Annotated in this window: 22 protein-coding genes; 3 read left to right on the top strand and 19 right to left on the bottom strand. The window is 60.3% G+C overall.

Annotated elements, in window-relative coordinates:
• Positions 1-23 precede the first annotated feature (23 nt).
• Genes ACYQ2T_RS05670 through ACYQ2T_RS05660 form a run of 3 tightly spaced genes read right to left on the bottom strand, consistent with a single transcriptional unit; the run spans position 24 to position 4,050 of the window.
• Positions 24-737, bottom strand: coding sequence for a response regulator (locus ACYQ2T_RS05670; RefSeq protein ID WP_404844467.1), 714 nt, complete (start codon positions 735-737; stop codon positions 24-26).
• A gap of 18 nt (positions 738-755) precedes the next feature.
• Entirely contained in the window at positions 756-2,774 is a 2,019-nt protein-coding gene (locus tag ACYQ2T_RS05665) for an ATP-binding protein (protein WP_459899138.1), read from the bottom strand.
• Positions 2,775-2,811: 37 nt separating this feature from the next.
• Complete coding sequence (locus tag ACYQ2T_RS05660) at positions 2,812-4,050, bottom strand: ABC transporter substrate-binding protein (RefSeq protein ID WP_459899136.1); 1,239 nt, start codon at positions 4,048-4,050, stop codon at positions 2,812-2,814.
• A gap of 246 nt (positions 4,051-4,296) precedes the next feature.
• Between ACYQ2T_RS05660 and ACYQ2T_RS05655 the strand changes: the two genes are divergently transcribed.
• Both ACYQ2T_RS05655 and ACYQ2T_RS05650 read left to right on the top strand, forming a co-directional pair.
• Positions 4,297-5,202 carry a substrate-binding domain-containing protein gene (locus ACYQ2T_RS05655; protein ID WP_459899134.1) on the top strand — a complete coding sequence of 302 codons (906 nt, stop codon included), beginning with the start codon at positions 4,297-4,299 and terminating at the stop codon, positions 5,200-5,202.
• Positions 5,203-5,399: 197 nt separating this feature from the next.
• A complete protein-coding gene (locus ACYQ2T_RS05650) occupies positions 5,400-6,635 on the top strand; it encodes an ISL3 family transposase (RefSeq protein ID WP_459899132.1) in 1,236 nt (411 codons plus the stop codon).
• A 343-nt stretch (positions 6,636-6,978) separates the two neighbouring features.
• Here ACYQ2T_RS05650 and ACYQ2T_RS05645 read toward each other — a convergent pair whose 3' ends face one another.
• The 7 genes from ACYQ2T_RS05645 to ACYQ2T_RS05615 form a co-directional block, all read right to left on the bottom strand.
• The gene (locus tag ACYQ2T_RS05645; protein WP_404844463.1) at positions 6,979-7,257 is read right to left on the bottom strand and encodes a hypothetical protein; all 279 of its coding nucleotides are present in this window, start codon (positions 7,255-7,257) and stop codon (positions 6,979-6,981) included.
• A 214-nt stretch (positions 7,258-7,471) separates the two neighbouring features.
• Entirely contained in the window at positions 7,472-7,942 is a 471-nt protein-coding gene (locus ACYQ2T_RS05640) for a hypothetical protein (protein ID WP_404844462.1), read from the bottom strand.
• Positions 7,943-8,090: 148 nt separating this feature from the next.
• Positions 8,091-9,398, bottom strand: coding sequence for a GGDEF domain-containing response regulator (locus ACYQ2T_RS05635; RefSeq protein ID WP_459899129.1), 1,308 nt, complete (start codon positions 9,396-9,398; stop codon positions 8,091-8,093).
• A gap of 114 nt (positions 9,399-9,512) precedes the next feature.
• Positions 9,513-10,286: a hypothetical protein gene (locus ACYQ2T_RS05630; protein ID WP_459899127.1), complete on the bottom strand. Its 774-nt coding sequence runs from the start codon at positions 10,284-10,286 to the stop codon at positions 9,513-9,515.
• Between the two features lie 107 nt (positions 10,287-10,393).
• Positions 10,394-11,455, bottom strand: a complete 1,062-nt coding sequence (locus ACYQ2T_RS05625; protein WP_459899126.1) for an OmpA family protein — start codon at positions 11,453-11,455, stop codon at positions 10,394-10,396.
• A gap of 344 nt (positions 11,456-11,799) precedes the next feature.
• Positions 11,800-12,135: a hypothetical protein gene (locus tag ACYQ2T_RS05620; protein ID WP_404844458.1), complete on the bottom strand. Its 336-nt coding sequence runs from the start codon at positions 12,133-12,135 to the stop codon at positions 11,800-11,802.
• A 638-nt stretch (positions 12,136-12,773) separates the two neighbouring features.
• Positions 12,774-13,160 (bottom strand): DUF3568 family protein, encoded by a 387-nt coding sequence (locus ACYQ2T_RS05615; protein WP_459899123.1) that lies wholly within the window; start codon positions 13,158-13,160, stop codon positions 12,774-12,776.
• Positions 13,161-13,802: 642 nt separating this feature from the next.
• Here ACYQ2T_RS05615 and ACYQ2T_RS05610 point away from each other — a divergent pair.
• Entirely contained in the window at positions 13,803-14,093 is a 291-nt protein-coding gene (locus ACYQ2T_RS05610; RefSeq protein ID WP_459899122.1) for a transposase, read from the top strand.
• Between the two features lie 183 nt (positions 14,094-14,276).
• Here ACYQ2T_RS05610 and panF read toward each other — a convergent pair whose 3' ends face one another.
• From panF to caiC, 9 genes are all read right to left on the bottom strand, one after another.
• Positions 14,277-15,773 carry a sodium/pantothenate symporter gene (gene panF, locus ACYQ2T_RS05605; RefSeq protein WP_459899120.1) on the bottom strand — a complete coding sequence of 499 codons (1,497 nt, stop codon included), beginning with the start codon at positions 15,771-15,773 and terminating at the stop codon, positions 14,277-14,279.
• The gene (locus ACYQ2T_RS05600) at positions 15,770-16,081 is read right to left on the bottom strand and encodes a YhdT family protein (protein WP_459899118.1); all 312 of its coding nucleotides are present in this window, start codon (positions 16,079-16,081) and stop codon (positions 15,770-15,772) included. The genes panF and ACYQ2T_RS05600 overlap by 4 nt, the downstream gene beginning before the upstream one ends.
• Before the next feature lie 176 nt (positions 16,082-16,257).
• Positions 16,258-16,545 carry a ferredoxin family protein gene (locus ACYQ2T_RS05595; RefSeq protein WP_404844454.1) on the bottom strand — a complete coding sequence of 96 codons (288 nt, stop codon included), beginning with the start codon at positions 16,543-16,545 and terminating at the stop codon, positions 16,258-16,260.
• Positions 16,542-17,828 (bottom strand): FAD-dependent oxidoreductase FixC, encoded by a 1,287-nt coding sequence (fixC, locus tag ACYQ2T_RS05590; protein ID WP_459899116.1) that lies wholly within the window; start codon positions 17,826-17,828, stop codon positions 16,542-16,544. Before fixC ends, ACYQ2T_RS05595 begins: the two co-directional genes overlap by 4 nt.
• A 127-nt stretch (positions 17,829-17,955) precedes the next feature.
• Positions 17,956-19,578: a sodium:solute symporter family protein gene (locus tag ACYQ2T_RS05585; protein ID WP_459899114.1), complete on the bottom strand. Its 1,623-nt coding sequence runs from the start codon at positions 19,576-19,578 to the stop codon at positions 17,956-17,958.
• Positions 19,579-20,401: 823 nt separating this feature from the next.
• A complete protein-coding gene (locus ACYQ2T_RS05580; RefSeq protein WP_459899112.1) occupies positions 20,402-21,349 on the bottom strand; it encodes an FAD-binding protein in 948 nt (315 codons plus the stop codon).
• A 12-nt stretch (positions 21,350-21,361) separates the two neighbouring features.
• Positions 21,362-22,135 (bottom strand): putative electron transfer flavoprotein FixA, encoded by a 774-nt coding sequence (gene fixA, locus ACYQ2T_RS05575; protein ID WP_404844450.1) that lies wholly within the window; start codon positions 22,133-22,135, stop codon positions 21,362-21,364.
• Positions 22,136-22,240: 105 nt separating this feature from the next.
• Positions 22,241-23,092, bottom strand: a complete 852-nt coding sequence (locus tag ACYQ2T_RS05570) for a MaoC/PaaZ C-terminal domain-containing protein (protein ID WP_459899110.1) — start codon at positions 23,090-23,092, stop codon at positions 22,241-22,243.
• Between the two features lie 114 nt (positions 23,093-23,206).
• On the bottom strand, positions 23,207-24,823 hold the full coding sequence (gene caiC, locus ACYQ2T_RS05565) for a crotonobetaine/carnitine-CoA ligase (protein WP_459899109.1): 1,617 nt from the start codon (positions 24,821-24,823) through the stop codon (positions 23,207-23,209).
• Positions 24,824-24,892 lie beyond the last annotated feature (69 nt).

Raw genomic sequence — 24,892 nt, 5'->3', positions numbered from 1 at the left:
CTTTTCCCTCCATGAGAGGAGCACTACGTCAGGGCGCTAATGGCATCCTCTTCTGTGTCGTAAATTGTGGCAAACCGCGTGATGCCGACCATGTCGAACACCTTGCGGAAGTTTTCGGACAATCCGGCAATGGCAACGGGCGTGCCCTTTTCCTCGCTTTCCGTCAGCAACTGGATGAGCACGGCGATGCCTGCGCCGTTGATGGACGAATTCTCGTCAAAGTGCAGAACAATGCCGCCCGCAGACGAGAGGGCATCCTCATACTGTGCTATCAGGAACGGCTCTGAACTGGAAGTGATGTTGCCCTTTATCTCGATAACGGCAACCTCTTCCGCCCTGTGCGAGGCGATTTCGTCCACCTTGTCGCGCAGCAGCTGCAACCGTTCGTTGGCGCGCTTTAAGGCGGCATCAAGGTCGTTTTTCTGAATGGGCTTGTTGATGAAGTCCGTGGCGTTGAGATTCAGCGCCTGGATGGCGGTGTCCATGTCACCGTGGCCGGTGATGACGATGACCTCGGTCTGGTGGTCCACTTCCTTAATACGGCGCAGCACGTCCAGCCCGTCCATACCGGGCATTTTGATGTCCGTCAGGACGATGGCCGGGCGCTGGGCGGTGAACACCTCCAGCCCCTCCTCGCCGCTTTCGGCGGTGAGCACCTCGTAGCCATAGGCCCCAAGGAACAGCTCAAACATGGACAGTGTGGGCTTTTCGTCGTCGATAACCAGTATCTTGTTCATACGAATCCTTGCGTGCAATCAGGTTGCGGCCGGGAAGCGCACCGTAAAGGTGGTGCCCGCGCCAACCTGCGAATCTACGGATATATTTCCCCGGTAATCTTTCACGATTCCATACGAAATCGCAAGCCCGAGGCCCATGCCCTGCCCTGTCTCCTTGGTGGTGAAGAAGGGCTCGAAAATCTTGTCCAGTTGCGCGGGATTGATGCCGGCGCCCGTGTCGGACACCTGAATGGCAACGTCCTCCTGCGTGGTGAACGTGGTGATGGAGATAACGCGGTCGTCCGGGTCGCCGTCCTTCTCGGACCACATATTAATGGCGTCGCGCGCGTTGGAGATGAGGTTAAAGAACACCTGCTGGAGCCTGTTCCCGTGGGCCTGCACAGGCGGCAAATCCTCGGACAGATCCAGCTGGACGGTAATATTCTGCAACTTCAGCTGGTGCGAAATGATTTTCAGCACGGACTGCACCGGGTCGTTCAGATTCAGCCGCTCCGGCGTCAGCTCCGACTTACGCCCAAACTGGCGCAGCGTGTTCACAATGTCCGTGGCGCGCTCAATCTGGGTGCCTATCTCGCCCGTGACCTGCCGCAGGTCCTTCTCCGGGATGTCCTTGCCGATTTCCGTCATCATGGCGAGGTAGTCGCTGCCCATGCGGATGGCGTTGAGCGGCTGGTTCAGCTCGTGAGCGATGCCGGCCGACATCTCGCCAAGGGTGGTCATTTTGCTGGCCTGCACCAGCTGAGCGTCCTTTTCCACAATGTCCGTGATGTCCGTGGCCGAAACCACAATGGCCGCACGGTCGCCATAGGCGCTCTCGCAGGCGTGCATGTTCACGTACACGGGTTCGCCGTCCTTGCGGCGGTGCAGGGTCTTTGGGTACAGGATGCGCCCTTCGGCGCGCTCGCCCCGGGCGAAACTGCGCAGGGAGTCCTGCCCGTCCACATCCTCCAGATGGTCAAAGCGCATGGCAAGGAGCTCGCGCGTGGTGTAGCCGTAGACTTCCTCGCAGCGCTGGTTCACGTCAAGAATATCCAGCGTCTCGGCGTCCACCACAAAGACCGGGTCCGGCCCGGCATCAAACAGAGAGCGGTACTTGGCCTCGGACTCGCGCAGGCGGTTCCTGTACAGGCGGATAGAGCGCACCATGTACACAAAGGAGTCCGCAAGCTGGAGCACCTCGTCGCCAATCTGTTTGTGGCGGATAACGCACTCGCGGCAGTAGGACGGCTTGGCAGGCGGCGGGCTGTCCGGGGACACCGGGCCCATGGTCTTATCCACATGCCAGCACGGCAGGTCGGAGTTATGATAGGCCGGGCACCGCTCAAACCGTCCTTGATCGGACAGCAGGTCCGCGTACTGGGAGCCTAAGTCCAGCTTGAAGTTCAGGTTGCCCTTGGAAATTTCGTCGGACATCTCGATGAGCTTGGTCACCGGCAGGGTGATGTAGCTGGAGATGCGGTGGCTTATCCAGAAGATGATGGTACACACCAAGGTGATGAAGCCAAGAAACATAATGCGCAGGCGGCCGACAAGGGTATCGATATGCTGCTTGTTCAGGCCCACGTGCACGGTTGCCACGCGGTAGATGCCCTCCAGCATGGGCACGGCGATGTCCAGCGCCTTCTGCCCCGTCACCGTCACTTGCCGTACGCTGGGGCCGCCCTCTCCGCCGCCGCCACCGGCCACGGCCATACGCCGCAACACATCCGGAAACGGCTGGACAAACGTATGCGCCAGCACCTCGCCGTCCTTGTCCTCCACAAAGGCGTAGGAGACCAAGTCCCGCCGCTCGCCCAGCAGGCTGATATCAAACAGCAGCGCCGTCAGGTTGGGGCGGTCGTCATCCAGCACAAAGCCGCTGCCCCGGTCCGCAATGGACTCGGCAATGGCGACGCCGCGGTTCTCCAATTCCGAGGTGAGGCTCTCCAGCAAAATGCCGCGCGCCAAAAGCGCAATGGCCGCACTGATGAGCATAATCACCGCGAGGATGGAGAAATAAATCTTATTCTTCAGGCTGATATTGCGAAATTGTTTCATGGGCGTTGTTCCCGCCTTGTGGCGCGGCAGGTGGGCGTTACTGGGTGCTCTCCGTGCGCCGCAACTGCTCGCGCAGGCGGTCCCAATCGGTGATGATGGCGGGGTGGCCATCGACAAAGCGGGTCATGAACACATGGTCCAGCCCCTGATGGTCCACAATGCTGTACGACAGTGGCGTCCCGATGCCGATATCCATAGAGCGGATGGACTGCACAGCCTTGATGAATGCCGGACGGTCAAGCTCGCGCCCTGCCCGCTGCAGGGCCTCCACCAGCACCTTGGCATTGATGAAGCCTTCCAGCCCCACGGAGTCCGGCTCCGCCTCCGGGGCGTACTGCCCAAGCAGCTGCACATATTCCTGAACAGCGGCAAAGCGCTTCTGCGCGCCCGGCGCACTGGGTGGCGGCACCACAAGGGAGGCAAACACCCCTTGTGTTTTGCCGTCCAAATAGCGGGACAGCGCCTCCGCGCCCACAAAAGACAGCGCGTGGAACATGGGCGTAAAACCGCGCTCGCGGCACAGTTCGATAAAGCGCGCGCACGGCTCGGCAGTGCCCACCATCACCACAGCCTGCGCGCCGGACGCCGCAATGCGGTCCACAGCGTCGCGGACCTTGAGGGTGCCCCGGGCGTAGGTGCCGCGCGCCACAGGCCGTAGCCCATGCTCGCGCAGGGCGAATTCCGTGCCCTTAAGCCCGTCAAAGCCGTAGGCGTCGTACTGATACAGGACGGCGACTTTGGTCACATCAAGGTCATCCACAAGACGGCGGACGATTTCCTCGGTCTCCTGATAGTACGAAGGGCGGACGTTGATGATGTAGGGGTGGAACGGCTCGCGGAGCAGGTTTGCTCCGGTCAGCATGGCAACGAAGGGGATCCGCGCCTCCTGCACGAGGGGGATAACCTTTACGGTGGTGGCCGTACCCATATAGCTGAACAGGCAGAAGACCTCGTCGCTGATGATGAGCTTTTGCGTATTGCTCACGCACAGGGCGGGGGAATATTGGTCGTCGTAGGGCACAAGACGGATGGTGCGCCCATGGACGCCCCCCTGCGCATTGATGTGCTGCAGGTAGCACTGCACGCCGCGCAGCATGCGGCGGCCAAAGGACCCGGCATGACCGGACAGCGACAGCGAGGTCCCGACACGGATCTCCGTCTCCGTCACGCCCTGTTTGGTCCTGTCTTGGGCGTCGCCATGGCCGCTGCTGCCGCATCCAGCCAGCGACAGGCACAGGGCGATGACGAGCGCCGTCACGCACGATGTGTATTTCACTCTCTTCCCACTTTGTTCACGGCGGGGCATGATGCCCGCCATATCTCCGGCGGGGTGGAAAATAGCACATCCCCCTCCGGGGTCAAGAAATCTCGGCCCGCAGCCGCCCCCGGCCCCGCGCACAGGGAAGGCCACGCCGCCACCGGGGTGGTGTTGCCTTGGCCTGCGGTTCCCGCTACACTCCCGGCTGACTGATTACGCAAAGATTCCGCAGGGACACCACCCGCCAGCATAAGGATACGAGTCATGAAAAAGCTCCTCTCCACCAAAGAAGTCGCCCAATTCCTCGGCGTGAACGAGAAGATGATCTACTCCCTCATCTCCGAGAAGGGCCTGCCCGCCTCGAAGGTCACGGGAAAGTGGCTGTTCCCAAGCCACCTCGTGGAGCAATGGGTGGAAAGCAAAACCATAAACTACCCGGCCAAGGTCCAAAGCGGCTCCCTTGACGGCCTGTTGGTTGTCGCCGGGTCCAACGATTTGCTCCTTGAGCGCGCCCTGTCCCTGTACATGAAGCGCTTCCCCGACGAGGTCGCCGTGTTCGGCAACATGGGCAGCCTTGGCGGCATCAAGGCCCTGCGGCGCGGGGCATGCCATATGGCCTCCAGCCATCTGGCCGAGGAAAACAGCGAGGAATACAACTTCTCCTACGCGGCGGAAGAACTGCACGAGCTGCCCGCCGTGGTCAACTTCTGCCGCCGCGAGCAAGTCATCTACCTGCCCGCCGGCAACCCCAAGGGCATTACGTCCGTGCAGGACATCGTGGACAAAAAGCTCAGCGTGGCCAACCGCCCCCTCGGCACCGGCACGCGCCTGCTCTTTGACAGACTGCTGCAGGACGCCGGCGCGGTCTCCGCCACCATCAAAGGCTACGAAAACGAATGCGCCCGCCATATGGACGTTGGGCTGGAGGTGCTGGCAGGCCGCGCGGAATGCGGCCCCGGCATCAGCGCCGTGGCTGGCCTGCTGGGCCTTGAAACCCTGCACGTCGGCTGGGAGCGCTTTGACCTGCTCATCCCCAAGGACCGCTTCTTTGACAAGCCCGTCCAGCAATTCCTGAACATGCTGGCGGACGAGGAATTCAAATCCCTCGCCGAAGCCCTGACCGGCTATGACCTGTCCGAAAGCGGCAAAATGATCTTCCCGGGCGGCTGAGGCCGCACCACACCCGCTCCCCAAACGCCCCGCACGCCCTGATCTGCGGGGCGTTTTCTTTTGCGCCCCCACCTCTCACCCCCAAAAAATCAGGTTCATCTCCTAATTCCGGGGGAAACATAAAAAATTGAGGACAACGGAAACCCTCAGTAATCTCGATAGTTGCACAACAGACGAGAACTACAAGGAGGGCACCGTTGTCCAAGGGCAAGATTACCCGGTTGTTGGGAGACTGGAAAGGGTATCGTGTTGGAACTGTTCAGCGCCTTGAAGCCAGCGAAGCTCGGAAGCACCCCGAAGTCTGGATCGAGTTGATTCCAATCAGGCGAAGGCGAATGAGATGCAGCGGGTGCGGCAGGCTTGTCTGCGCAGTTCACGACTATGTCGAACGCTGGGTTCGTGACTTGCCTGTATTCGACGCGGCAACGCATTTGCTCGTTATCCGGCGTCGGGTCCATTGTCCCGTCTGTGGACCAAAGCTGGAGCAGCTTCCTTGGCTCGACAGGTATTCGCGTGTCACAAGGCGGCTGGCCGAGTCCGTTGTTCGGCTCTGCCGCATACTTCCCATTAAGCACATCGCGGAATGCTACGGCCTGAACTGGAAGACTGTGAAGACAATCGACAAGCGGTACCTAGCGGAAAAACTCAATCCCATTGACTTGAAAGGCGTCAAGGTTGTCGCAATGGATGAGTTTGCCATCCGCAAAGGACATCGCTACGCCACGATCATCGGCGAGCCTTACACCAAGCGGGTTCTGTGGGTAGGAAGAGGCAACAGCCGGGAGAGCATCCGACCATTCTTTGAACTGCTTGGCCGTGATGGTTGTGCCCGAATTGAGGCCGTTGCAATGGACATGAACGGTGCGTATGCCGCCGAGGTGAAGGCGCAATGCCCGAAAGCCGAGATCGTCTACGATCTGTTTCATGTTGTTGCCAAGTATGGCCGAGAAGTAATCGACCGCGTCCGAAACGATGAGGCCAATCGCCTCAATCATGACAAAGACGCCCGTAAGGTTGTCAAAGGCTCACGATGGCTGCTCCTGCGCAACAGGCGGAATCTCATGCGACAGGAAGATCGAATCCGGCTCTATGACCTGCTTCGAGCCAACAAAGATTTGATGAAGGTTTATATCCTCAAGGAGGATTTGAAGCGACTCTGGGACTACCGAGACTCCAAAGCTGCCAAGCGGTTTTGGAAAGGTTGGTACCGCCGCGCCATGCAAAGCCGAGTCGAGCCGCTCATTAAATTCGCTAAGCGCCTCAAACCTTACATCACGGGCATTATCTCACACTGCCGATATCCGCTACACACCAGCCTGCTCGAAGGGATCAACAACAAGATCAAGGTGATCAAACGGATGGCCTACGGCTTTCTCGACGACGAGTACTTCTTTCTCAAAATCAGAGCAGCCTTCCCCGGAATTGGGAGATGAACCAAAAATCACCCTCACGGACGAGAGCCGTCAGGGGTGACGACTGTCCCATCCACACGCACCCGTCATGACCGCTCTCGGGATTCTCAAGGGTCCGCGACCCTTGAGCCTGCGGAGCACAAAAAGTTCAGCCCTTCCCCCCCCACACAACGCCAACGCCTTCCCCAAAAACATCCCCACGGACGGGAGCCGTCAGGGGTGACGACTGCCCTATCCACGCCCACCCGTCATGACTGCCCTCAGAATTCTCAAGGGTCCACGCCCCTTGAGCCTGCGGAGCACAAAAAAAACGGCCCCGAAGGACCGTTTCGCGCATTCCACTTGTGCGACGCTTCACACGCGGCTAGTCGGCATCCTTGCCGAAAAGCTGCCGCACCACCTCGTCGTCGCCATCCTCGCCCACGTAGCGTTTGGCGTCCTCGGGCGAGTTGAAATTCAGCACAAAACTTTTGCCCTGAATCTTTTCGTAGGTTTCAAGCACCAGCACCAGCCGCCCCTCGGCGGTTTTGTACAGTTCGTACTGAAACACCGTGCTGCGTCGTGCGTCCCACGGCTTTTCGCGTGTGGCCCGCGCAACGAGCTTGCCCTCAAACTCCACAACCCGCCCACTGGTCAGCGTCACGATGAATCTCTCCATAACTGCCCGAGGTACCATCACTTCCGGATTGCGAGACCTACCACCATGCCCTCCAGTATTGCACAAATACAAAAAAGGCGGAAGGCAAATGCCTTCCGCCTTGCTTACGCCGTATTGGCTCAAACGTGCGGGATGGGGCCGCGGCGGAGGTGCCACGCGCACGGGGTGCGCATGTCGCCGGGGCGCGCCGTCCTCGCGGCTACTGCTTCGGCTGCAGGTCGGTCTGCACTTCCTGCATCAGCTGCATAGCCCGCTGGAGCTTTTCGTTCTGGGCATCGTCGCCCATCTGGGTGCCGAGGTAACCGGCCTTCTGAGCCATTTCCTGCAGCATGGTGCCAACGACCATGTTCTTGGTCTTGGCGGGCAGGTTCCGCAGCTCGGTCAGCTCGGTCTCCATGCCGGCAATCTTGCCGTCAATGCCGTCAATCTGCTGCTGGATGCCGGGAATCACGCTGACCTTCTGGGTCAGGCTGGTCAGATTCTGGTTGAGGCCAAAGAAGAAGACCACAAGCAGAATCACGGACATGATGGAAACAAACAGGGCAACCTTGCCCATGTCACGGTTGGTCTTGTTCATGATTTCCACTGCCTCCGGTGCAGGTTCCGCAAATGCGGCGGCCTTGGCGCCAGCCGCCTTGCCGATGTGATGGATTTTTTCTGCAGCGCTCATATCGTTCCTCCATTTCTTCACATGCTTCAAACTCAAGTTTGTTCCAAATAGGACGAATGGCACCTATACGCCAACCCGGCCATCGTGACAAGGCGTAGCGACGCACAACTACTGCAGGTGCAGTAATTTCGCGGCATTGCAGGTCCCCTCAAGAGGGTTCGGCCGTTCCATCTCCGATGACAACACAGTTTCGCCCCTGCGCCTTCGCCGCATACAGCGCACCGTCCACACGGGCAATAAGTGCATCCAGCGGCTCCGAGGCGCGCCGACCGGTCACACCAAAGCTGCACGTCAATGGCCGGTTCACTCCCGGCACACGCATGGCCGCCACCAGCCCGCGCAGGCGCTCCGCCATGGCGGCGGCTGCCGCAGGCTCCACGCCCGGCGCCATCAACAAAAACTCCTCGCCGCCCCACCGGGCCAACAGGTCCTGCGGGCGGATGTTGTCCGCCACAGCGTCAACAAGTGCGCGCAGCACCGCGTCGCCTGCATCGTGCCCGTATTCGTCGTTCACGGCCTTAAAATAGTCCACGTCAAACATCACCACGGACAGCGGCTCCGCCGACACATCGCACGACTGCATAACGCGCACAGCCATGGTCTCGAACCGCCGCCTGTTCAGCGCCCCGGTCAGCGGGTCTCGCGAGGCTTGGTCTTCCAGACTCTCCTTTTCCTGCACAAGCTCCGTAACGTCCGTCAGGGTAATGAGGTGCCTGTCCGGCATGGGAAAGGGCTTATGCGTCGCCACAAAGCTAAAGGGGGCATCGGGCGCGCCGGGCGGCGGGATGCGCACCACAGGGCGGTGGTCAATGCTGTCATCCAGTACGGCAAAGAACCACGGGCGCTCTGCTGCGTCCTCGCTGATGATGAATTCGCTCACGTCCCGCCCTGCGGCAAGGAGCGCCTCAAAGTCGGAAAAACCAAGAAAGCGGCACATGGCCTGATTGGCGTAGACGATGCGGTCGTCCTCAATCATGACGGCAAAATCGGGGTAGGCATCAAGGATGGTGCGCAGGGTGGTCTGCGCTTCGCGCACGGTGGCGCGGGTGGCAAGTTCCTGACAGGCCTTGCGCATGGCATGGATGAGAATATTCGGCAGAATGGGGCGCAGCAGAACGCCGTCCACGCCCTGCTCCACCGCGCGGGAGCCTTCCCACGGGTCGTCCACATCCGCGGCCACAATAATGAGGATATCCGGGAATTCCTCACGTATACGGGCGGCAAGGTCCAGCCCGTCCATGTCCGGCAGGCTGACCTCCGTAAACAGGATGTCTGGGGCGCGCTCGCGGCATAGCGTCAGCGCCTGCTCGCCCGTCTCGGCCATAAAGACGTTATGGGCGTGCGTTTCCAGCACGCGGGCGCTCTGCTCGCGCTGAAAGTGGTCCGTCACCGCGCACACGATGGAGCACCCCTTGAGGGGATCGCCCTGCGCCGAGGGAAAAAGGAGACCGGGCATGAAGGACTCCGCAGGCTAACGGATTGACTCATCCATCCCGCACGGCCCATGCCGCGCGGGAGTGCGCCCATGGGCGCCATGTGGCGGCGGCCAGCCCGCACACACGAAAAAGGGTCAATTCATCCAGCGGCCAGTGTCGTAGCGGAAAATCTCCGTGACGCGCACGCGCTTCACGGGGGTGAAGGGACCGTTGCGCACGGCGTCTTCGGACGTTCCGCGCGCTTCGTAATGATATTCATGATACCGCAAAACGCCAATGTAGGGACACACTCGCGACGAACTCGGTTTCACTTTGGTTTCAAGGCTGGCGTCCTGCACCTCGGTATACGAGGCCACCCACTCGCCCGCATCGTGCCGCAGCTGCATTTTGCTGGCGCGGTTTCGCAGGTTGCGCTGCACGCGCTGGACCCAGTTTTTGGCAAAGGATTCAAACTGCAGGGCCGCCTTCTCAATAGTCACCGGCCCCTTAGGGATCCGGACGGACGTCTTGGGCGCGCGGCGGGGCGTTGCGCGGGCGACCTTTTTGGCCGGGGCCGGAGTTTGCTCCGCCTTGGCCGCGGGCTGCGACGGTGTGGCGGCAACAGGCGGCGCGGCCTCCTGCGGCGTCTCAGGCAGTCTGCCTGCCCCGGGCGCGGCGCGGGACGCATCGGCATACTCGCCCAGCGCCTCCGGCTCTAGCGCAGGCGCGGCGGCGCCATCATCCTGCGCGGTGGGGGCATCCGCCACGTTGGGCTGAGCCGGGGCTTCGGCCTTAGGCCGCGTATCCGGGGCGTCATGAGAGGTCATGTCCACCACAAACCACACGCCAATGGCCACAGCCATGGCGACGACAAGAAGCATGACGGACGTGCCGCCAACGGATGATGCAATGCGTTGTTTTGGTTTCACCACTCCTACATAACTGGAGCAGGCAATATCATCAAGAGCAGAGCCGCGGGCCTCCCAGAAGGAAACCCGCGGCTCATGGTCATATTCGTCGTTTTTTGCCGGGTCGTCTACTTGTTGAAGATAATCTCGACGCGGCGGTTCAGGCGACGGCCTTCACGCGTGGTGTTGTCGTACTTGGGCATGGATTCGCCATAGCCCTTCACGCTCAGCCGCTTGGCGTCCACGCCCTGCTTGATGAGGTAGTCACGCACGGAGTTGGCGCGGCGCAGGGACAGGCCCATGTTGTATTCATCGGTGCCGATGTTACAGGTATGGCCTTCCAGGCGCATGGTGCCTTCGGCCTGATCCTTGATGATGCTTGCGGCCTCGTCAAGGATGGGAACCATCTGTTCCTTGATACGCGAGGAATCAAAGTCGAAGTTGACGCGCAGGGGAATGACTTCCTCGTCAGGCTCTTCCATGACGGGTTCGGGCTTCGGCTCCTTCACCATGACTTCGTCGTAGAACACGTCCTTGACGAACTGCTGCATGGCGGCGTCGTCCTCAAGCAGTGCGGTGCCGGAAACGTTCTGCGCGCAGGGGTTCAGGCCGGCGATGGCGTCCAGCGTACGCTGCCCTTCAGCTTCATCGGCAAAGGACACCACGTGGATGCACAGCTGGCCGGGGTACTTGGCGTACAGGTTTCTGGCTTCCTCAACCGGGTCCATACCGAGGTTGTTGCGGCCATCGGAAAGCAGGATGACGGCCACGTCCTTCTTCATGGAGGCGATGGAGCCGTCCAGCATGCTCAGGCCCTTGCCAATGGGGGTCAGACGGGCAAAGACGTCGTAGCCGGTGCTCAAGTGCTCCACGGAGCGGCCCATAATGTCGCGGTCGTAGTCGCCCTGCACCATTTCCTTATACGGGGCAAAGGTGGTCAGGCGGGCTTCGTAGGGTTCGTTCGGGACTGCGGCGTTGAACTTCTTCAGGAACTGCTTGGCAAGGACGATTTTCTCCTCGCCGAGGTCCTGATGCTTCATCGCCATGGACCCGGAATAGTCCTGAAAGATGACAAAGCTGTCGACCTTGGGCACAAGCTTTACCTTCGCGCTGGCAACACTTGCCGCGCTGAGCAGGAATACGCCGGCCACCGCAAGGATGAGCAAGGCTCTCATTTTCATACGTGTCATGACGTTGTTACTCCTCGTTCATGTCGGTTCATTGTATCCGGTCCACAAGCGGAAAAGCCGCTTGAAGCACAACCCTTCACGACGATACCAGAAAGCCGATGCCATTCAAAGCGCTGGCGACGGATTCCTTGGCATGTTTGCCGTAAAGGGAGCCGGACATCTATTGTCTACCGCAACCCAAGGAGTCTTTCAAACGAAAACAACGAGTTGAACGACAATTCATCCCCTTTTTCCGCCTGTGGCGGGAATTATGACGGTCCGCCCCGCCCCTGAACCGCGCGGCGCTTTGGGCAAAAAAAAGCCCGGCAGGGCCGGGCTTTACGAGCGCTAGCGCCGCATGGACGCTACTGCGAGGGCATATCGTCCGCATGGCGGAACCTCCAATGCTCGCGCGGAATCTCCACCATCATGTCCGCGCCCAGCTCTTCCACAGGAAAAATAATCGTGAGGATCTGCGTGCCTTCCATCCAGAACATGTGCCCCTTGAGCTTGGACGTCAGTTCCCGGGGCATCAAGCCGCAGTAGGCCGCGACCTCTTTCACCGCCAGACCAATGGTGTACTTGGCGTTGGCCGTGAATTCCACGTCCTCCAGCATCACCTTGTGCGCCTTTGGCACTCGTTTGTCCCGATCCAGTTCCGCACGGTCCGGCAGCCGGGTGTTCAGCGTTGCGTGTTCCATCACGCCCTCCTCGTGTCGCCTGAAAACGCCTTTCCACTTCCCACTGGTGCAGGCCGTCTTCGTAGACAGAGCGAAGCAAATGCAGTACCGAAATCGCGAAGACGCAGTATATTGAGCCGTTACCGCAACACCCAGCCAGCGCCCTTTTCTTTAATTTACATTTTCGGCAAAACATGCCGCATTTCGTGCAAAAGAGGACTTTGCAAAATCGGAAGAGCGATTTTTGCGCCATACTCTATACACATTCGAACACGTAACACATTTGTGCAACTCATCAATGATTGCAAGGCCTACGTCCACCCCTCCGCTTTGCATGCAGGCACCCGAATCAGTGCGTTTGCTTTTACATAAATGGCAATCCACACATTTTTCACATGCCGCCAACAGCTTGGCGTTGCGGCACTTTTCCCTACTCCTCTGGAATCATGAGGAAAACCGCTGTGCCGCCTCCGCCACCGGCTCGGCCTGCGGTGCAAAGGGCGGCATCCGCCTGAAATGACGCCGAAAGACCGATTGATATTCATGGCACGAACGCCCGTCCCCGCACGGGGCGGTGAGGGAACCCCCTGAAAAAACACAAGGCTCCCACCTCATTGCGAGATGGGAGCCAAAAAACAGGCTCAGCCGGTACGCCAACGCTACAGCGCGGCGGCAATGGCCTCATGAATGCGGCGCGAGGCCACCTCATCGCCAAGCATGCCCACACGCACGGACACTTCGGTCACATGCGGGTTGGTGGCGTCCAGACTAATCCAGAACGAGCGGTCCTGATCAGTGCCGCTGACGGAGCCGGAGCTCAGGTTGATCACCCGCTTGTCGATGCGCAGATTCAAACGGCGCGCGGCGCGCAGGGTCGCCTCGTAGGTGGAATCAATGTCGGCGTTATAGGACCGGACAAGATTGCCGGTAACATAGGCATAGGTGCCTCCGCCCGCCACCGCCCCGGCGGCGACAACAGCGCAGCCCTGCATCAGCGGCAGCGCGCACAGGACGGCAAGCAAACACAAACGTTTCATCATTTTCATATCCATTCTCCATGGTCTCGGCACGGCACAACAGTGCCGACCCAAATACTCATTCATTCCGCACTTCCATAGCGGATACCACGCCACAACTCAAGCGCCACGCGCACCGGCGCGAGCCGTCGAGACCACAATCCGGCGCAAGAAGACAGGGCCTGCCTGCGCCGGACGTTGGGGCACCTTCCATCGGGCCTGCCAAAACGGCGGGCGTCTACAGTGCTAATCCACCAAAACTCTTGGCTTTTCTGCTCCACCGCTTGCCACGCCGCCAAGCGCTCCCCTCATGCCGCGCCCACCCACACGCGCTTGGGCCGCCACCACAACGCAAAACATCCGCCATGCGCCAATTTCCTGACGCACAACAGCGCGCGCAAAAGCGTCGCCCATGCTCCACAACCTCCCGCACGCGAAAAACAGCCTATAGCAGCGCATTGCGCACGTAACTTGGCTATGTTTCACAACGGCAACGCTCTCCAACACAGATTTTCCACAAGACAACACACCTCATTTCCACACACTCCTTGACCCACACCGCGCATCGTGTTTTACTCGAAATACTCTGGACTGCCCTCAACTCTTTTTTGAAGGTACAACGATCACAGGGCATTTGATAACACGCAGAGGACAAACATAGGACCCTGAGCCATGTCATGCGAAAAGCACCGTTTCACGGCAGAATTCAAGACACAGGTCGCCCTTGAGGCGCTCTCCGGCTCGCTCAGCGTTGGCGAGCTGGCCAGCAAGTACGGCATCTACCCGCGCCTTGTGTCCCAGTGGAAGCAGCAGGCCGAGGCCAGCATTGCGGATTCCTTTTCCGGCACCGCGCAGGAAGTGCACCAGAACATGCGGGCGCAGTACCGCATGCGGCACAACCTCTGCGCCCTGCTGACCATGGAAGAACGCGAGTTCCTCCAGCATCCCTTCTCCAACATGTAGTGCCGCGCCTGCTCTTCGCTCTGCCCTGCTCTCTCCTCGCACCCATCCCGTGCCACCACCAGAGCCACTCCCGCCCAACCAAGCCTTCCCCACGGCGCGTGCCGCCTGTTCTGCGTTCCACACCAAAAAAGGGACGCACCTCGCGGTGCGTCCCTTGCTTACACTTTTTCTCCAGCCCGCGCCCTAGGACGCGCTGCCGCTTTGCCCCCAAAACAGGCGGGTGACGGCCTGCTGTGGCGCGCGGCCAAGGCGGGTGCCCACGATGAACGCCCCAAGCCCGGCAAACGTCGTCGGCACAATGGCGTGCATGCCGCCCATGTCCGGCTTAATCAGGGTCAGGGCCACAAAGCTGCCAACGCCCACCACAATGGACGCCACCGCCCCGGCGGCATTGGCCTTCTTCCAATACAGCCCCAGCACCACAGGCCACAGGAACACCGCCTCCAGCCCGCCAAAGGCGAACAGATTAATCCACACCAGCAGGTCCGGCGGCTGGATGGCGGCCACAAACACTACCACGCCGATAGCGGCGGTGGACATGAGGCTTTTGCGCTTCACACCCGCGGACGTCAGGCGCGAGGCGTCACCGCCGAGGCCGTAGTGGACATACAGGTCCTTCACAATGGCCGCCGATGCGAGGAGGAGCATGGAGTCCACTGTGGACATGATGGCCGCCAGCGGCCCGGCGATGAACACTCCGGCCCAAAATGGTGAAAGCAGCTCCACCATCAGTGTGGGCATGGCGAGGTCCCCGGCGGGGAGTCCGGGAATCACCGCGCGGCCCAGCGCGCCGGAAAGATGCGCGCACAAAATCATAAAGCCGATGATAAGGGTGCCAATGATCATGGCGTCGTGCATGGCGCGGGAATCGCGGTAGGCCATGCACCGGTGGGTGGTCTGCGGCAGGCCCAAAACGCCAAGGCCGACCAATATCCAAAAGGACAGCATAAACGGCTGGGGCACGGCCTCTGCTGGCCCTGTGGGCGTAATAAGGCCGGGATCAATATCCCGAAGCGCGGCAATGCACCGCTCCATGCCGCCGCCCGCATGGACCACGGCGTACAGCACCACCACCGCCGCCACCATCATCACCACGCCCTGAATGGCGTCGGTGAGCACCACAGCGCGGAAGCCGCCAACAGCGGTGTACAGCACCACGGACACCCCAAACAGCGCCAGCCCAACGATGTACGGATAGCCCGTCACCGCCTGAAACAGCCGCGCGCCGCCAATAAACTGCGCCAGCATGGCCGCCATGAAGAACACCAAAAGCGACACGCTGCACAGGATAACCACGGCGTCGCTCTGGTACCTTGCGCGCAGAAAATCCGTCAGGGTCACGGCGTTCGTCTTGCGGGCCATAATGGCGAAGCGCTTGCCCAGCACCCCAAGGGTCAAAAAAGTAGCGGGCACCTGAATCATGGCGAGCAGTACCCAACTCAGGCCAAGGCGGTACGCCACGCCCGGACCGCCTACAAAGCTACTGGCGCTGGTGTAGCTGGCGATAATGGTCATGGCGAGGACAAAGCCGCCCATGGACCGCCCGCCGATAAAGTAGTCCTCAAGAAAACCCTGTGCGGAATCCGGACGCTCGGCGCGCTTGCGGCCCCACACCGCCACAGCAAAGGACAGCGCCAGATACAGCGCCATAGGCACTATGGTGACGGCGTTTCCGCTCATGATGGCGTTCTCCCACCTGCGCCGGGAGTGTCGTCCGGGTCCGCGTCCGCCTCGTCCAGCGGCATATCCTCAAAGCAAAAACGCACCACCAGCCACAGCGCCAGCACCACCAGCGGGTAGCCGACAATACAGCTGTAGAAGAACCACTCCGGCAGTCCCATAATGAAGGAATAGCCCTCGGGGTCGCCATCGCCAAGGCCGTAGGCGCACCCGTACCACCACACGAAATACAGCGCGTACACGCCAAGGGCCAACAGGGCCTCGCGGTTGGCCTGCCTGTAGCGTTTATCCTCTGCCTTGTCCGTCATGCTCACTCTCCCGTTGCGCTGTTATGGCGCGCCGGCCGTACCCGGCGCGCCATGCAAAAGTACCGGCAACGCGCATAAACGTTGCCGGTACCTCAGTCTGTAGTCATCCGCAGTGCCCGATTACGCGGCCGAAAGGGGGGCGTATCGGCCCGCCCCGGCGCACTGCGGGAAGTGTCCTAGCCGAAGCGGAATTCCACGCCCATGGTGCCCTGCGGGTATTCCCACTTCTGCAGGATGGTCTTGCCGCACAGGATGCGGCAGGTGCCGCATTCCAGACAGCCGGCAGAGTCGAAGAAGAATGCGCCGCTGTCATCACGCTTGTAGAGGCCAGCGGGGCAGGCCGCTTCGAGCTTGGCGAATTCCGCGGGATCGGGATTCTCAATCAGCTCGATATGCGGGTTGCCTTCATCGACAAAAAACTTGTTCACGCCGAGTTTTACATCAACGTTGACTGTATTCTTCATATCGCTCTCACTCCTTTGATGCCGTCCTTAATCATGTTGAGGAAGCCGACCTTCTTCAGATGCGGCAGAGCCTTCTTGCGAAGCGGTGCGGAAGGACCGTTGATGGTGAAGAGGTCCTTCATGATGCCAGCGACCATCTGGGGGTAGTCGTTGAACATGCGCGGATTGTCGAGGAAGCCCGGCAGGTTCTTGTACTGTTCAAGGTCCTTCATCACAAAGCTTTCGCCAAGCTCGGCGATGTAGGTGCCCAGACCGGCTTCGCTGAAGTCGCCCTTCTCCTTGGCGGCGATGACGGCCTTGGCCGCGGCTTCGCCAGAGGCAACGGCAAGGTCCATGCCGCGCACGGTGTAGCCAACGTTCAGGCACAGGCCAGCGGCGTCGCCCGCGATGAGCACGCCGTCGCCAACCATCTTGGGCAGCATGTCCTGTCCGCCTTCGGGCACGACGTGGGCGGAGTATTCCACCTGCTTGCCGCCCGCGACGAGGGGCTTCACCGTGGGATGATTCTTGAAGTCCTCCAGCATCTGCGGGACGGACTTGCCTGCGGCCTCGATGTTGTGCAGGCCAAAGACCACGCCAAGGGAGATGGTGTCCTCGTTGGTGTAGAGGAAGCCGCCGCCCATGTGGCCGTCGGAGGGCATACCGGCAAACAGCCAAGCAGCGCCTTCGCCGTCGGCGCAGCCGAAGCGGTCGTTAATCTGCTCCTTGGACAGCTCGATGACTTCCTTCACGCCCACAGCGCAGTGGTGCGGGGTCACCTTGTCCACCATGCCCAGCTTTTCGCCGAGGATGGAGTTCACGCCGTCGGCCAGAATGACCACGTCGGCTTCCATTTCCTCGCCGGCGGCCACCACGCCGCAGACCTTGCCCTCGCGCACGATAAGGTCGTCCACGCGGATGCCGGGGACGATGCTGGCACCGGCCTCTTCGGCCTTGCCCGCCAGCCACTGGTCAAAGTTGGAACGCAGCACGGAGTAGGAACGCTCGGCCGGGTTCTCGGACTGCGGACAGGCGTAGTCCATGGTGGTGCTGGAGGTCTCGTCCATGAAGGAAACCTTCTCGTGGACGATGGTGCGCTCGATGGGCGCCTCCTCGGCAAAGCCGGGGAAAATCTTTTCGAGGCTGTGGCCGTAGAGCCTGCCACCGGTCATATTCTTTGCGCCGGGGAAGTTGCCGCGCTCAATGACCAGTGTTTCCAAACCGGCCTGAGCCAGCAGGTAGGCGCTGGTACACCCAGCAAGGCCAGCACCTACTATTATAGCGTCAAACTTGTCTTCCGACATAATTCACCTCTTGCACGGCGCGGAGCCGAAGAAATGTTTGTTGGTTACGCCTTGTTCAGCTCCCGCATGGGCGGGAGCCTTCCCTCTTGTTTCTATTCCAAGCGGACGAATCCGCTCTGTTCACGTGCTAAAACGGCAGCATTGCCATGACGTCGCGCCCAAGGAGCGTGTTGTAGGGCACAGCCCAGTACACGATGAGGAACGCCGACACCGCGACACCGGTTCCAATCATGAACCAGCCGTACATTCTGTCGCGGCGGTAATCGCTGGCCTTTTGCTCGGCGCGCGGCATGGTGTGCAGCTTTTGCAGAAAAGCCACCTCTTCCGCGCTACGCCGCTGCCCCCGCGAACCAAGGATGCCCAGAATCACACTCACGCCCACGCCGATGAAGAACGGGCCGAACAGATTCTCAAAGGGCAGCCCGGCAAACTCCTTCAGGCACTTGGCGATGAAGTAGCCAAAGAACCCGCCAACCATGGCGAAGAAGGCCCCGCGCTCGGTCAGGGACTTGCTCCACACGCTGGCAAAGGCCACATAGCCCCACGACGCCGCAATGATGGTGCTGGCAAACCATGTGATGATGCGGATGCTCGACAGGTTCAAATACGCCAGCCCAAGGGCAATAAGGCCCACCAGCAGCACAATGATGCGCGTCCACATCAGCTGGCTGCGGTCGTCCTTGAAGGACATGTTGCACACGTCGCTGGTCAGGCTAAAGCTCACCACGGAAAGGAATGTGGAAGCCGAGGACAGCCCGGCGGCCATGATGCCCGTCAGCATCACCACGCCCACCAGCTTGGGCATCACTTCATACGCGGCCCAGATGATGACGCGCTCCGGCTCCGCCATCCCCGGATGCAGGGGGATGACGCTCACCGCAATAAGGTACAGATAGAGCGAAAAGACGATGGTCAGCACAGCGGCCATGGCTCCGGAACGAAACGTCACGTGCTCGTTCTTGGCCATAAGATTGCGCCCTGCCTGCCACGGGCTCACGCCCACGGCGACCATCCACACAATGCCCATGGTCACGGCGTAGAACATAATATCCGTGACCGACCCGCCGCCCGTATTGCCGTGGAAATCCAGCATGCCTTGGGGCGTGTTCGGGTTCTGCGCCAAGGTGACCAGCAGGTCACCCAGCCCGCCAGCCGCGTCAAAGACGTACGGCCCGGCGATGATGGTGGCACCCAGAAAGAAAATGAACATGATGGTATCCGTCAGGATGACCCCTCGGGACCCGGAGTAAAACGTGAACAGGGTGATGCAGACCCAAGCGATCAAGAGGCATGCGCCCCGATCAAGCCCGGTCATGGTCTGCATAAGGATGCCGGTGCCCTGAATCACGCTCAAAAGATAGGCCGTCAGCGAAACAACCGTGGTCACGCCTGCAAAACGGCGGATGCGCGTGCTGTTGAACCGGTAGCCGAAATACGAGGGCATGGTCCGGACACGGGCGCGGCGAATATAGCGCCCAAACAGCAGCGCGCCGAGAACATACCCACACGCGCACAGCGTGTTGATAAGAATCATGGTGGTAATATTGCCGCCGTAGCAGTAGGCGGTGTCGCCCATGAATCCGTTGGTGCTCAGCATGGACGCAAACAGCGTCCCGGTGATTAAAATGGTCGGGGCATTTCTGCCACAGACGTAATAGTCTTCAACATTCTTGACTTTGAGGCCGGCATAGGTGCCGACAATCATATAGACAACAACGCTCAGCAGAACGCCTATTGTATACACATCCACAGCGTTTCTCCTGATTGTTATACGTTGTCGTGATCAAGCCTGCTTCGTCTCTGCTCCCTGTGGAGCGTCACATTCATGTAGACGCCAACAGCGATTAAACACCCCCCGATAAATAAGGAAAAAAGTATTTCACCCATAGGTACCTCCTGTTTCCCAGCCCCTCATGGCAAGCACCACACACATCGCTTGCCGTGTCCCGGACACCTTGGAAGACAAACACTATCCCCCACAACGTCCGCAAACAGTCTTGGCGGACGGAAGACCACACAAAAGAGGCATTTGGTTTGTCGAAACGCACAGTCCTGCCGAATGAAGCAAGAGCGTGCCGCGGCCTGCCAAGGAGTGCAGACCGCGGCGCCCTTTCAACAGGATACCGGGACAATGTGGTTCTGCATCGGAGCCAACAAAGCATGGCCTTGCCGGGACGGATGGAGCACCACAGCGTACAGCGGATGGAGCGCGGGGCGACGGATGACGAGGAAGCGGCGTGGAATTCTGGCGGAGGTCACAGGCAAGGGCCAAGGCCAAGCCTGAGCGTCGAGGTCGGGGATAAGCCCTGCGGCGCGCCGTGTAAAACGAAAACAGCACCTTCAAAAACCCAATACGCATCGTCATATATTCAAAGAACACACCCGCGGCCACAAAATGACCTGCGAGATACACGTGTTACAGCAGCGCCCCAGCCACCACACTGCGCCATGCAGCGGCAGTGCATCTGGCAAAGCGTTCACGCACTATGCGTCGCATCACTGCGCCCGCCCGCCATTTGCCCCCTGAAAGCGGGGCCGCACAGCAGTGCGGCCCCGCCCGGAGTCCCAGATGTCTACTCGCCTTTAAAAGCTTCGGTCAGCGCGGGCATGACCTTGTAGATGTCGCCGACGATGCCGTAGTCAGCGAACTGGAAGATGGGGGCGTTCTTGTCCTTGTTCACGGCCACGATGGTCTGTGCGCCGTTGGCGCCAACCATGTGCTGAATCTGGCCGGAGATGCCCAGAGCGAGGTACACTTCGGGCTTGGGCATAACGCCGGAGATGCCGATGTAGCGCTCGTGCTCCATCCACTTCTCGCCTTCGGCGATGGGACGGGAGCAGCCCAGCTCGGCCTCGATGGCGGAGCACAGCTGTTCGGCGATGGCGATGTCTTCCTGCTTGGCAATGCCTCGGCCGATACCCACAACGCGCTTGGCGCGGTTCAGGTCGACGCTGCTGCCTTCCTTGGCGCGGCGCTCAACGCACTTCACGGCGCACTTGGGCTCCACAAAGTCCACGGAGACGGCTTCGCCGGTCTTGGAGGCGTCGGCCTCGCCGCCAGCGAACACGCCACTGGCAACCACGACGATGGAGACGGCGGAGGTCACCTTCTCTTCGCCAAGGGCCAGACCGCCGTAGACCATGTGCTTGCCGGACACGCCTTCGGCGCCGGCTTCGATGTCGGCGGCCTCGGTCAGCACGCCGGCGTCCAGCTTCACGCCCAGCTTGGAGGCAAGGCCCTTGCAGCGGCGGGTGGCGGGCAGCAGGACCATTGCCGGGGTTTCACCCTCGGCGATGACCTTGGCCATGGTGTCGGCGTAGTCCTCGACGATGCGGGCGGAGTCCTTGTCGCCAAGGTGGTACACGGCGCTTGCGCCCAGGGCGAAAGCCTTGGCCACGTCGTCCTGAGAACCGAGGACGAATGCGGAGACCTTTTCACCAAGTTCGGCGCCGCCGGCGATCACTTCGGCCAGACGGGAAGCCGCATCACTGAATACCCATACGTTGGAAAGTTTGCTCATTTTCTTCCCCGTTTAGTTGATGACTTTGCGGAGGTTGCCGACGAATTCAGCGATCTGATCTTCGCCATCGCCTTCGATGATGATCTTCTTCCGTTCCTTCTGCTTGGGCGCCTGCACGGAGACGGACTCCACAAGCTCGGACTGCTCGCCAAGGCCGAGTTCGTCGGCGGTGAGCACGTTCACGGGCTTCTTGGCGGCCTGAAGGATGGCCTTCATGCCCGGAATGGCGGGAACGTTAATGTCGGCGGTGACGGAAACAACGGCGGGAAGAGCGATTTCCAGCACTTCCACTTCGTCTTCCAGAGCGCGCTCAACGGTGAGCTTGCCTTCCTCGGCGGAGACAATCTTGCTCACGCCGCTGACGGTGGGCACGTCCAGCTGTGCGCCAAGGCGCACGCCAACCTGCTGGGCGTACAGGTCGCCGGAGCCGTCGCCGCAGAGGATGAGGTCGTAGCCGACCTTTTCGGCGGCAGCGGCCATGACGGCGGCAGTCTTGTGCGGCAGAGCGCCCTTGAAGCCTTCGTCGATGACGGCGGTGAGTTCGTCCATGCCGCGGGACAGGATGTCCTTGCGGGCCTTGGTGTTTTCCAGCTCCTTGCCGCCAACGCTCAGGGCGGTGACGGTGGTGCCCTCAATCTCGCCCTTCATATCCACAGCAGCCTGCACGGCGTTGAGGTCGAACTGGCTGATCTTGGGAGCGGCCTTGCTGGTGTCGAGGCTGCCGTCCTTGTTGACAGCGATGTCCTGCTCTTCAGGAACCAATTTGCATCCAACGATGATCTTCATGCTTTCTCCAATCTGTCTCGTATACTTTTTGTGTCAGGGAGCGGCGCGCGCCGCCCCCTGACGGCCCCGGAGCAGTGCCCCGGAAGCAGTAAAAAGCTCAGCGCCCTACTTCCACTCGGCCAGAGCGTAGTTCAGGTACACGATCTCGGGGTTGTCGGCGTCAATCACGCGGAAGTGGATGGAATTGTCGTCCCACTTCCACATCTGGGTCTTGATCGTGCAGCCCGGGTACAGGGACTTGGTAATGCGGGTCTTGAAGCGGGTCAGGCGCTCCGGCTCGCCGGGGAACAGCGTGTTGATGATGTGGCGGCACGCCACACCGGCGGTGCTGACGGCGTGCAGATTCGGCTTGGGATGGCCGAACTCCTGCGCATAGGCCCAGTCGATGTGCTGGGGGTGGAAGTCGCCGGAGAGGCGGTAGATGAGGGCGCGGTTCAGGGCGATCTCTTCGCTCACCTCAAAGTCGGGCTCGCGATCGGGGATTTCGACAATGTCCTTGGGGGCCTTGGGGCCACCCCAGCCACCGTCGTAGAGGGCGCAGTCCCAGCTCTCGTTGGTGAAGAGCTTGGTGCCGTTCTCGTCGTAGGTGTCGCCAATGTGCTGCGCCAGCAGGCCACGGCCTTCGCCGCGGTCATACAGGCCCTTGAGCAGGACGTGGGTGCTCAGGGTGCCGGACAGAGCGGTCATGGGCTGGTGGAACTGCAGGTCAAAGCCCCAGTGCAGGGAGCCGCCCCAGTTGAAGCCGTAGTCGATCGTCTTGGTGACTTCGCTGTCCACAATGGGCATGGCAGCAAACATCGGCAGAACCTTCATGTCCTTCTCGTAGACGTACTGGAGGTCCGTCTTGCCGTCGTAACCGGCGCCGCAACCCAGTGCGAAGAGGCTCAGGTCCTTGAAATCATACTCACGCACGAACGGGCCGTAGGTCTTGCCCTGCATGTCCAACTTTAAAGCCATGTCGACCTTCCTTTTATGACTGTGATTATTACCTGCCGGGTGGTCACTTACTGATCACGATCAGGAATTTGCGTCCACGAATCCGGCGCGCTCAGCTTTCTGCCGCGCTGCGCACTACTGCGCGTTGGCGCTACATACGTTGGCAGCAGTCAAGCTGTTGCCTCCAACGCTTTCCATCTTCAGCACGTTCTTCTGGACCTTGCCGGAGCAGGACCGGGGGAACGACTTCCGAATCTCAATGTAGGAAGGCACCTTAAACTTGGCGATGTGCGCGGAACAGTAGTCAAAAATCTCGTCCACGCTCAGCGTTTCGCCTTCCTTGATGATGACGAAGGCCTTCACGGCTTCGTCGCTGATGTCATCGGGCACGCCCACAACGGCGGCGTCCACGATTTTGGGGTGACACACGAGAACGTTTTCAATCTCCGTCCCCGAGATGTTCTCCCCGGACCGCTTAATGAGGTTCATATTGCGGTCCATGAAATAAAAGTAGCCGTCCTCGTCCATGAAGCCGTTGTCGCCGGTGCGCAGCCAGCCGTCCTTGCTTAGCACGCGGGCGGTGGCTTCCGGTGCGTTGTAGTACTCCCGCAGGATGGTCTTGCCGGGAATACCCTTCACACAAATTTCGCCGAGGGTTCCCGGCTCCACCTCGTTGCCGCACTCGTCCACGATTTTGGCTTCGTAGGTCAGGCCCACGCGGCCGATGGACGGCCAGCGCCGCGCATCGCCCGGCCTGTCGCCAATGATGCCGACGATGGTTTCCGTCATGCCGTACGAGGTCAAAAAGCGAACCCCGAAGCGCTGCATGAAGGCGTCCTTCTCACTCTCCGCGAGGTCGAGGTAGAAGAGCACCTCGCGCAGACAGTGGTTGCGTTCCCACGCTTGTTCGGGCTGGAGCAGCAGGGTGCGGACCATGAGGGGTATACACTCCGTGATGGTGGCCCGGTGCAGACACACCTGACTCCAGAACCGGTGGGCGCTGTACTTCTCAAGCATGATGAACGCCGCGCCGGTGGTGAACGTCGGCATGGCCGCCGTACACTGAAAATCGATATGACACGCGGGCATCATGGTCAGATACCTGTCGTCGCTGCGCAGGCAACACTGCCACGAGGTGTAGCGCCCGGCGAACAGCAGGTTGTAGTGCGTGATGACCACGCCCTTGGGGCGCGAGGTGGTGCCGGAGGTAAACAGAATCTCGGCCACATCATCACTGGACAGGGGGACAATGGTTTGCAGCGTGTCCGGCTGCTGCGCCATCTCCCTGCCAAAATTCACCGTGCCGGGAATGTCCTCGCCGTGCTCCATGCGCGCCACGAGGATGGTCTCCAGCGCAGCGTCGCCCTTGCGCTGGATGGTGTCGTAAATTTCAAAGAACTTCTTTTCGATGACGATGGTCTTGATGTCGCACTTCTGCAGGATGTAGGCGCTTTCGCCGTGCAGATAGTGGGCATTGATGGGGACCATAACGCCACCAATCTTGGCCAGTCCGAACCAGCTCACGATGAATTCGGGGCTGTTGTGGAGCTGAATGGCGACCTTGTCGCCCTTTTTGATACCAAGCGAAAGAAACAGGTTGGCGGCCCTGTTGATCTCCCTATTGAGCTCGGCATAGGTGTATTGTCTTGTATTTCCTGAAATGTCTTCAAAAACCAGCGCCGTCTTGTTGCCATGCATGCAGGCCAGTTCATCCCACATGCAGCGCAGGTTTTTGTTGCCGATAATATCCATCGCTCGCACCTCTTCGCTCAGCTCATTCATCTTCAGGCCACAGCGGAAACCTTGTGCATTCCGGTCCGT

This window comes from Desulfobaculum senezii (genome assembly GCF_054657395.1).
This window is presented reverse-complemented; position numbering and strand designations above follow the sequence as displayed.

Excerpts from the sequence above, each read along its gene's own strand:
- ACYQ2T_RS05620 (WP_404844458.1), bottom strand. The coding sequence starts at position 12,135 with ATGGAACACGCAACGCTGAACACCCGGCTGCCGGACCGTGCGGAACTG.
- fixA (WP_404844450.1), bottom strand. The coding sequence starts at position 22,135 with ATGAAGATCATCGTTGGATGCAAATTGGTTCCTGAAGAGCAGGACATC.
- ACYQ2T_RS05665 (WP_459899138.1), bottom strand. The coding sequence starts at position 2,774 with ATGAAACAATTTCGCAATATCAGCCTGAAGAATAAGATTTATTTCTCC.
- ACYQ2T_RS05670 (WP_404844467.1), bottom strand. The coding sequence starts at position 737 with ATGAACAAGATACTGGTTATCGACGACGAAAAGCCCACACTGTCCATG.
- ACYQ2T_RS05570 (WP_459899110.1), bottom strand. The coding sequence starts at position 23,092 with ATGGCTTTAAAGTTGGACATGCAGGGCAAGACCTACGGCCCGTTCGTG.
- ACYQ2T_RS05615 (WP_459899123.1), bottom strand. The coding sequence starts at position 13,160 with ATGAAAATGATGAAACGTTTGTGTTTGCTTGCCGTCCTGTGCGCGCTG.
- ACYQ2T_RS05640 (WP_404844462.1), bottom strand. The coding sequence starts at position 7,942 with ATGAGCGCTGCAGAAAAAATCCATCACATCGGCAAGGCGGCTGGCGCC.
- caiC (WP_459899109.1), bottom strand. The coding sequence starts at position 24,823 with ATGGATATTATCGGCAACAAAAACCTGCGCTGCATGTGGGATGAACTG.
- ACYQ2T_RS05580 (WP_459899112.1), bottom strand. The coding sequence starts at position 21,349 with ATGAGCAAACTTTCCAACGTATGGGTATTCAGTGATGCGGCTTCCCGT.
- ACYQ2T_RS05625 (WP_459899126.1), bottom strand. The coding sequence starts at position 11,455 with ATGACACGTATGAAAATGAGAGCCTTGCTCATCCTTGCGGTGGCCGGC.
- ACYQ2T_RS05655 (WP_459899134.1), top strand. The coding sequence starts at position 4,297 with ATGAAAAAGCTCCTCTCCACCAAAGAAGTCGCCCAATTCCTCGGCGTG.
- ACYQ2T_RS05635 (WP_459899129.1), bottom strand. The coding sequence starts at position 9,398 with ATGCCCGGTCTCCTTTTTCCCTCGGCGCAGGGCGATCCCCTCAAGGGG.
- fixC (WP_459899116.1), bottom strand. The coding sequence starts at position 17,828 with ATGTCGGAAGACAAGTTTGACGCTATAATAGTAGGTGCTGGCCTTGCT.
- panF (WP_459899120.1), bottom strand. The coding sequence starts at position 15,773 with ATGAGCGGAAACGCCGTCACCATAGTGCCTATGGCGCTGTATCTGGCG.
- ACYQ2T_RS05600 (WP_459899118.1), bottom strand. The coding sequence starts at position 16,081 with ATGACGGACAAGGCAGAGGATAAACGCTACAGGCAGGCCAACCGCGAG.
- ACYQ2T_RS05595 (WP_404844454.1), bottom strand. The coding sequence starts at position 16,545 with ATGAAGAATACAGTCAACGTTGATGTAAAACTCGGCGTGAACAAGTTT.
- ACYQ2T_RS05610 (WP_459899122.1), top strand. The coding sequence starts at position 13,803 with ATGTCATGCGAAAAGCACCGTTTCACGGCAGAATTCAAGACACAGGTC.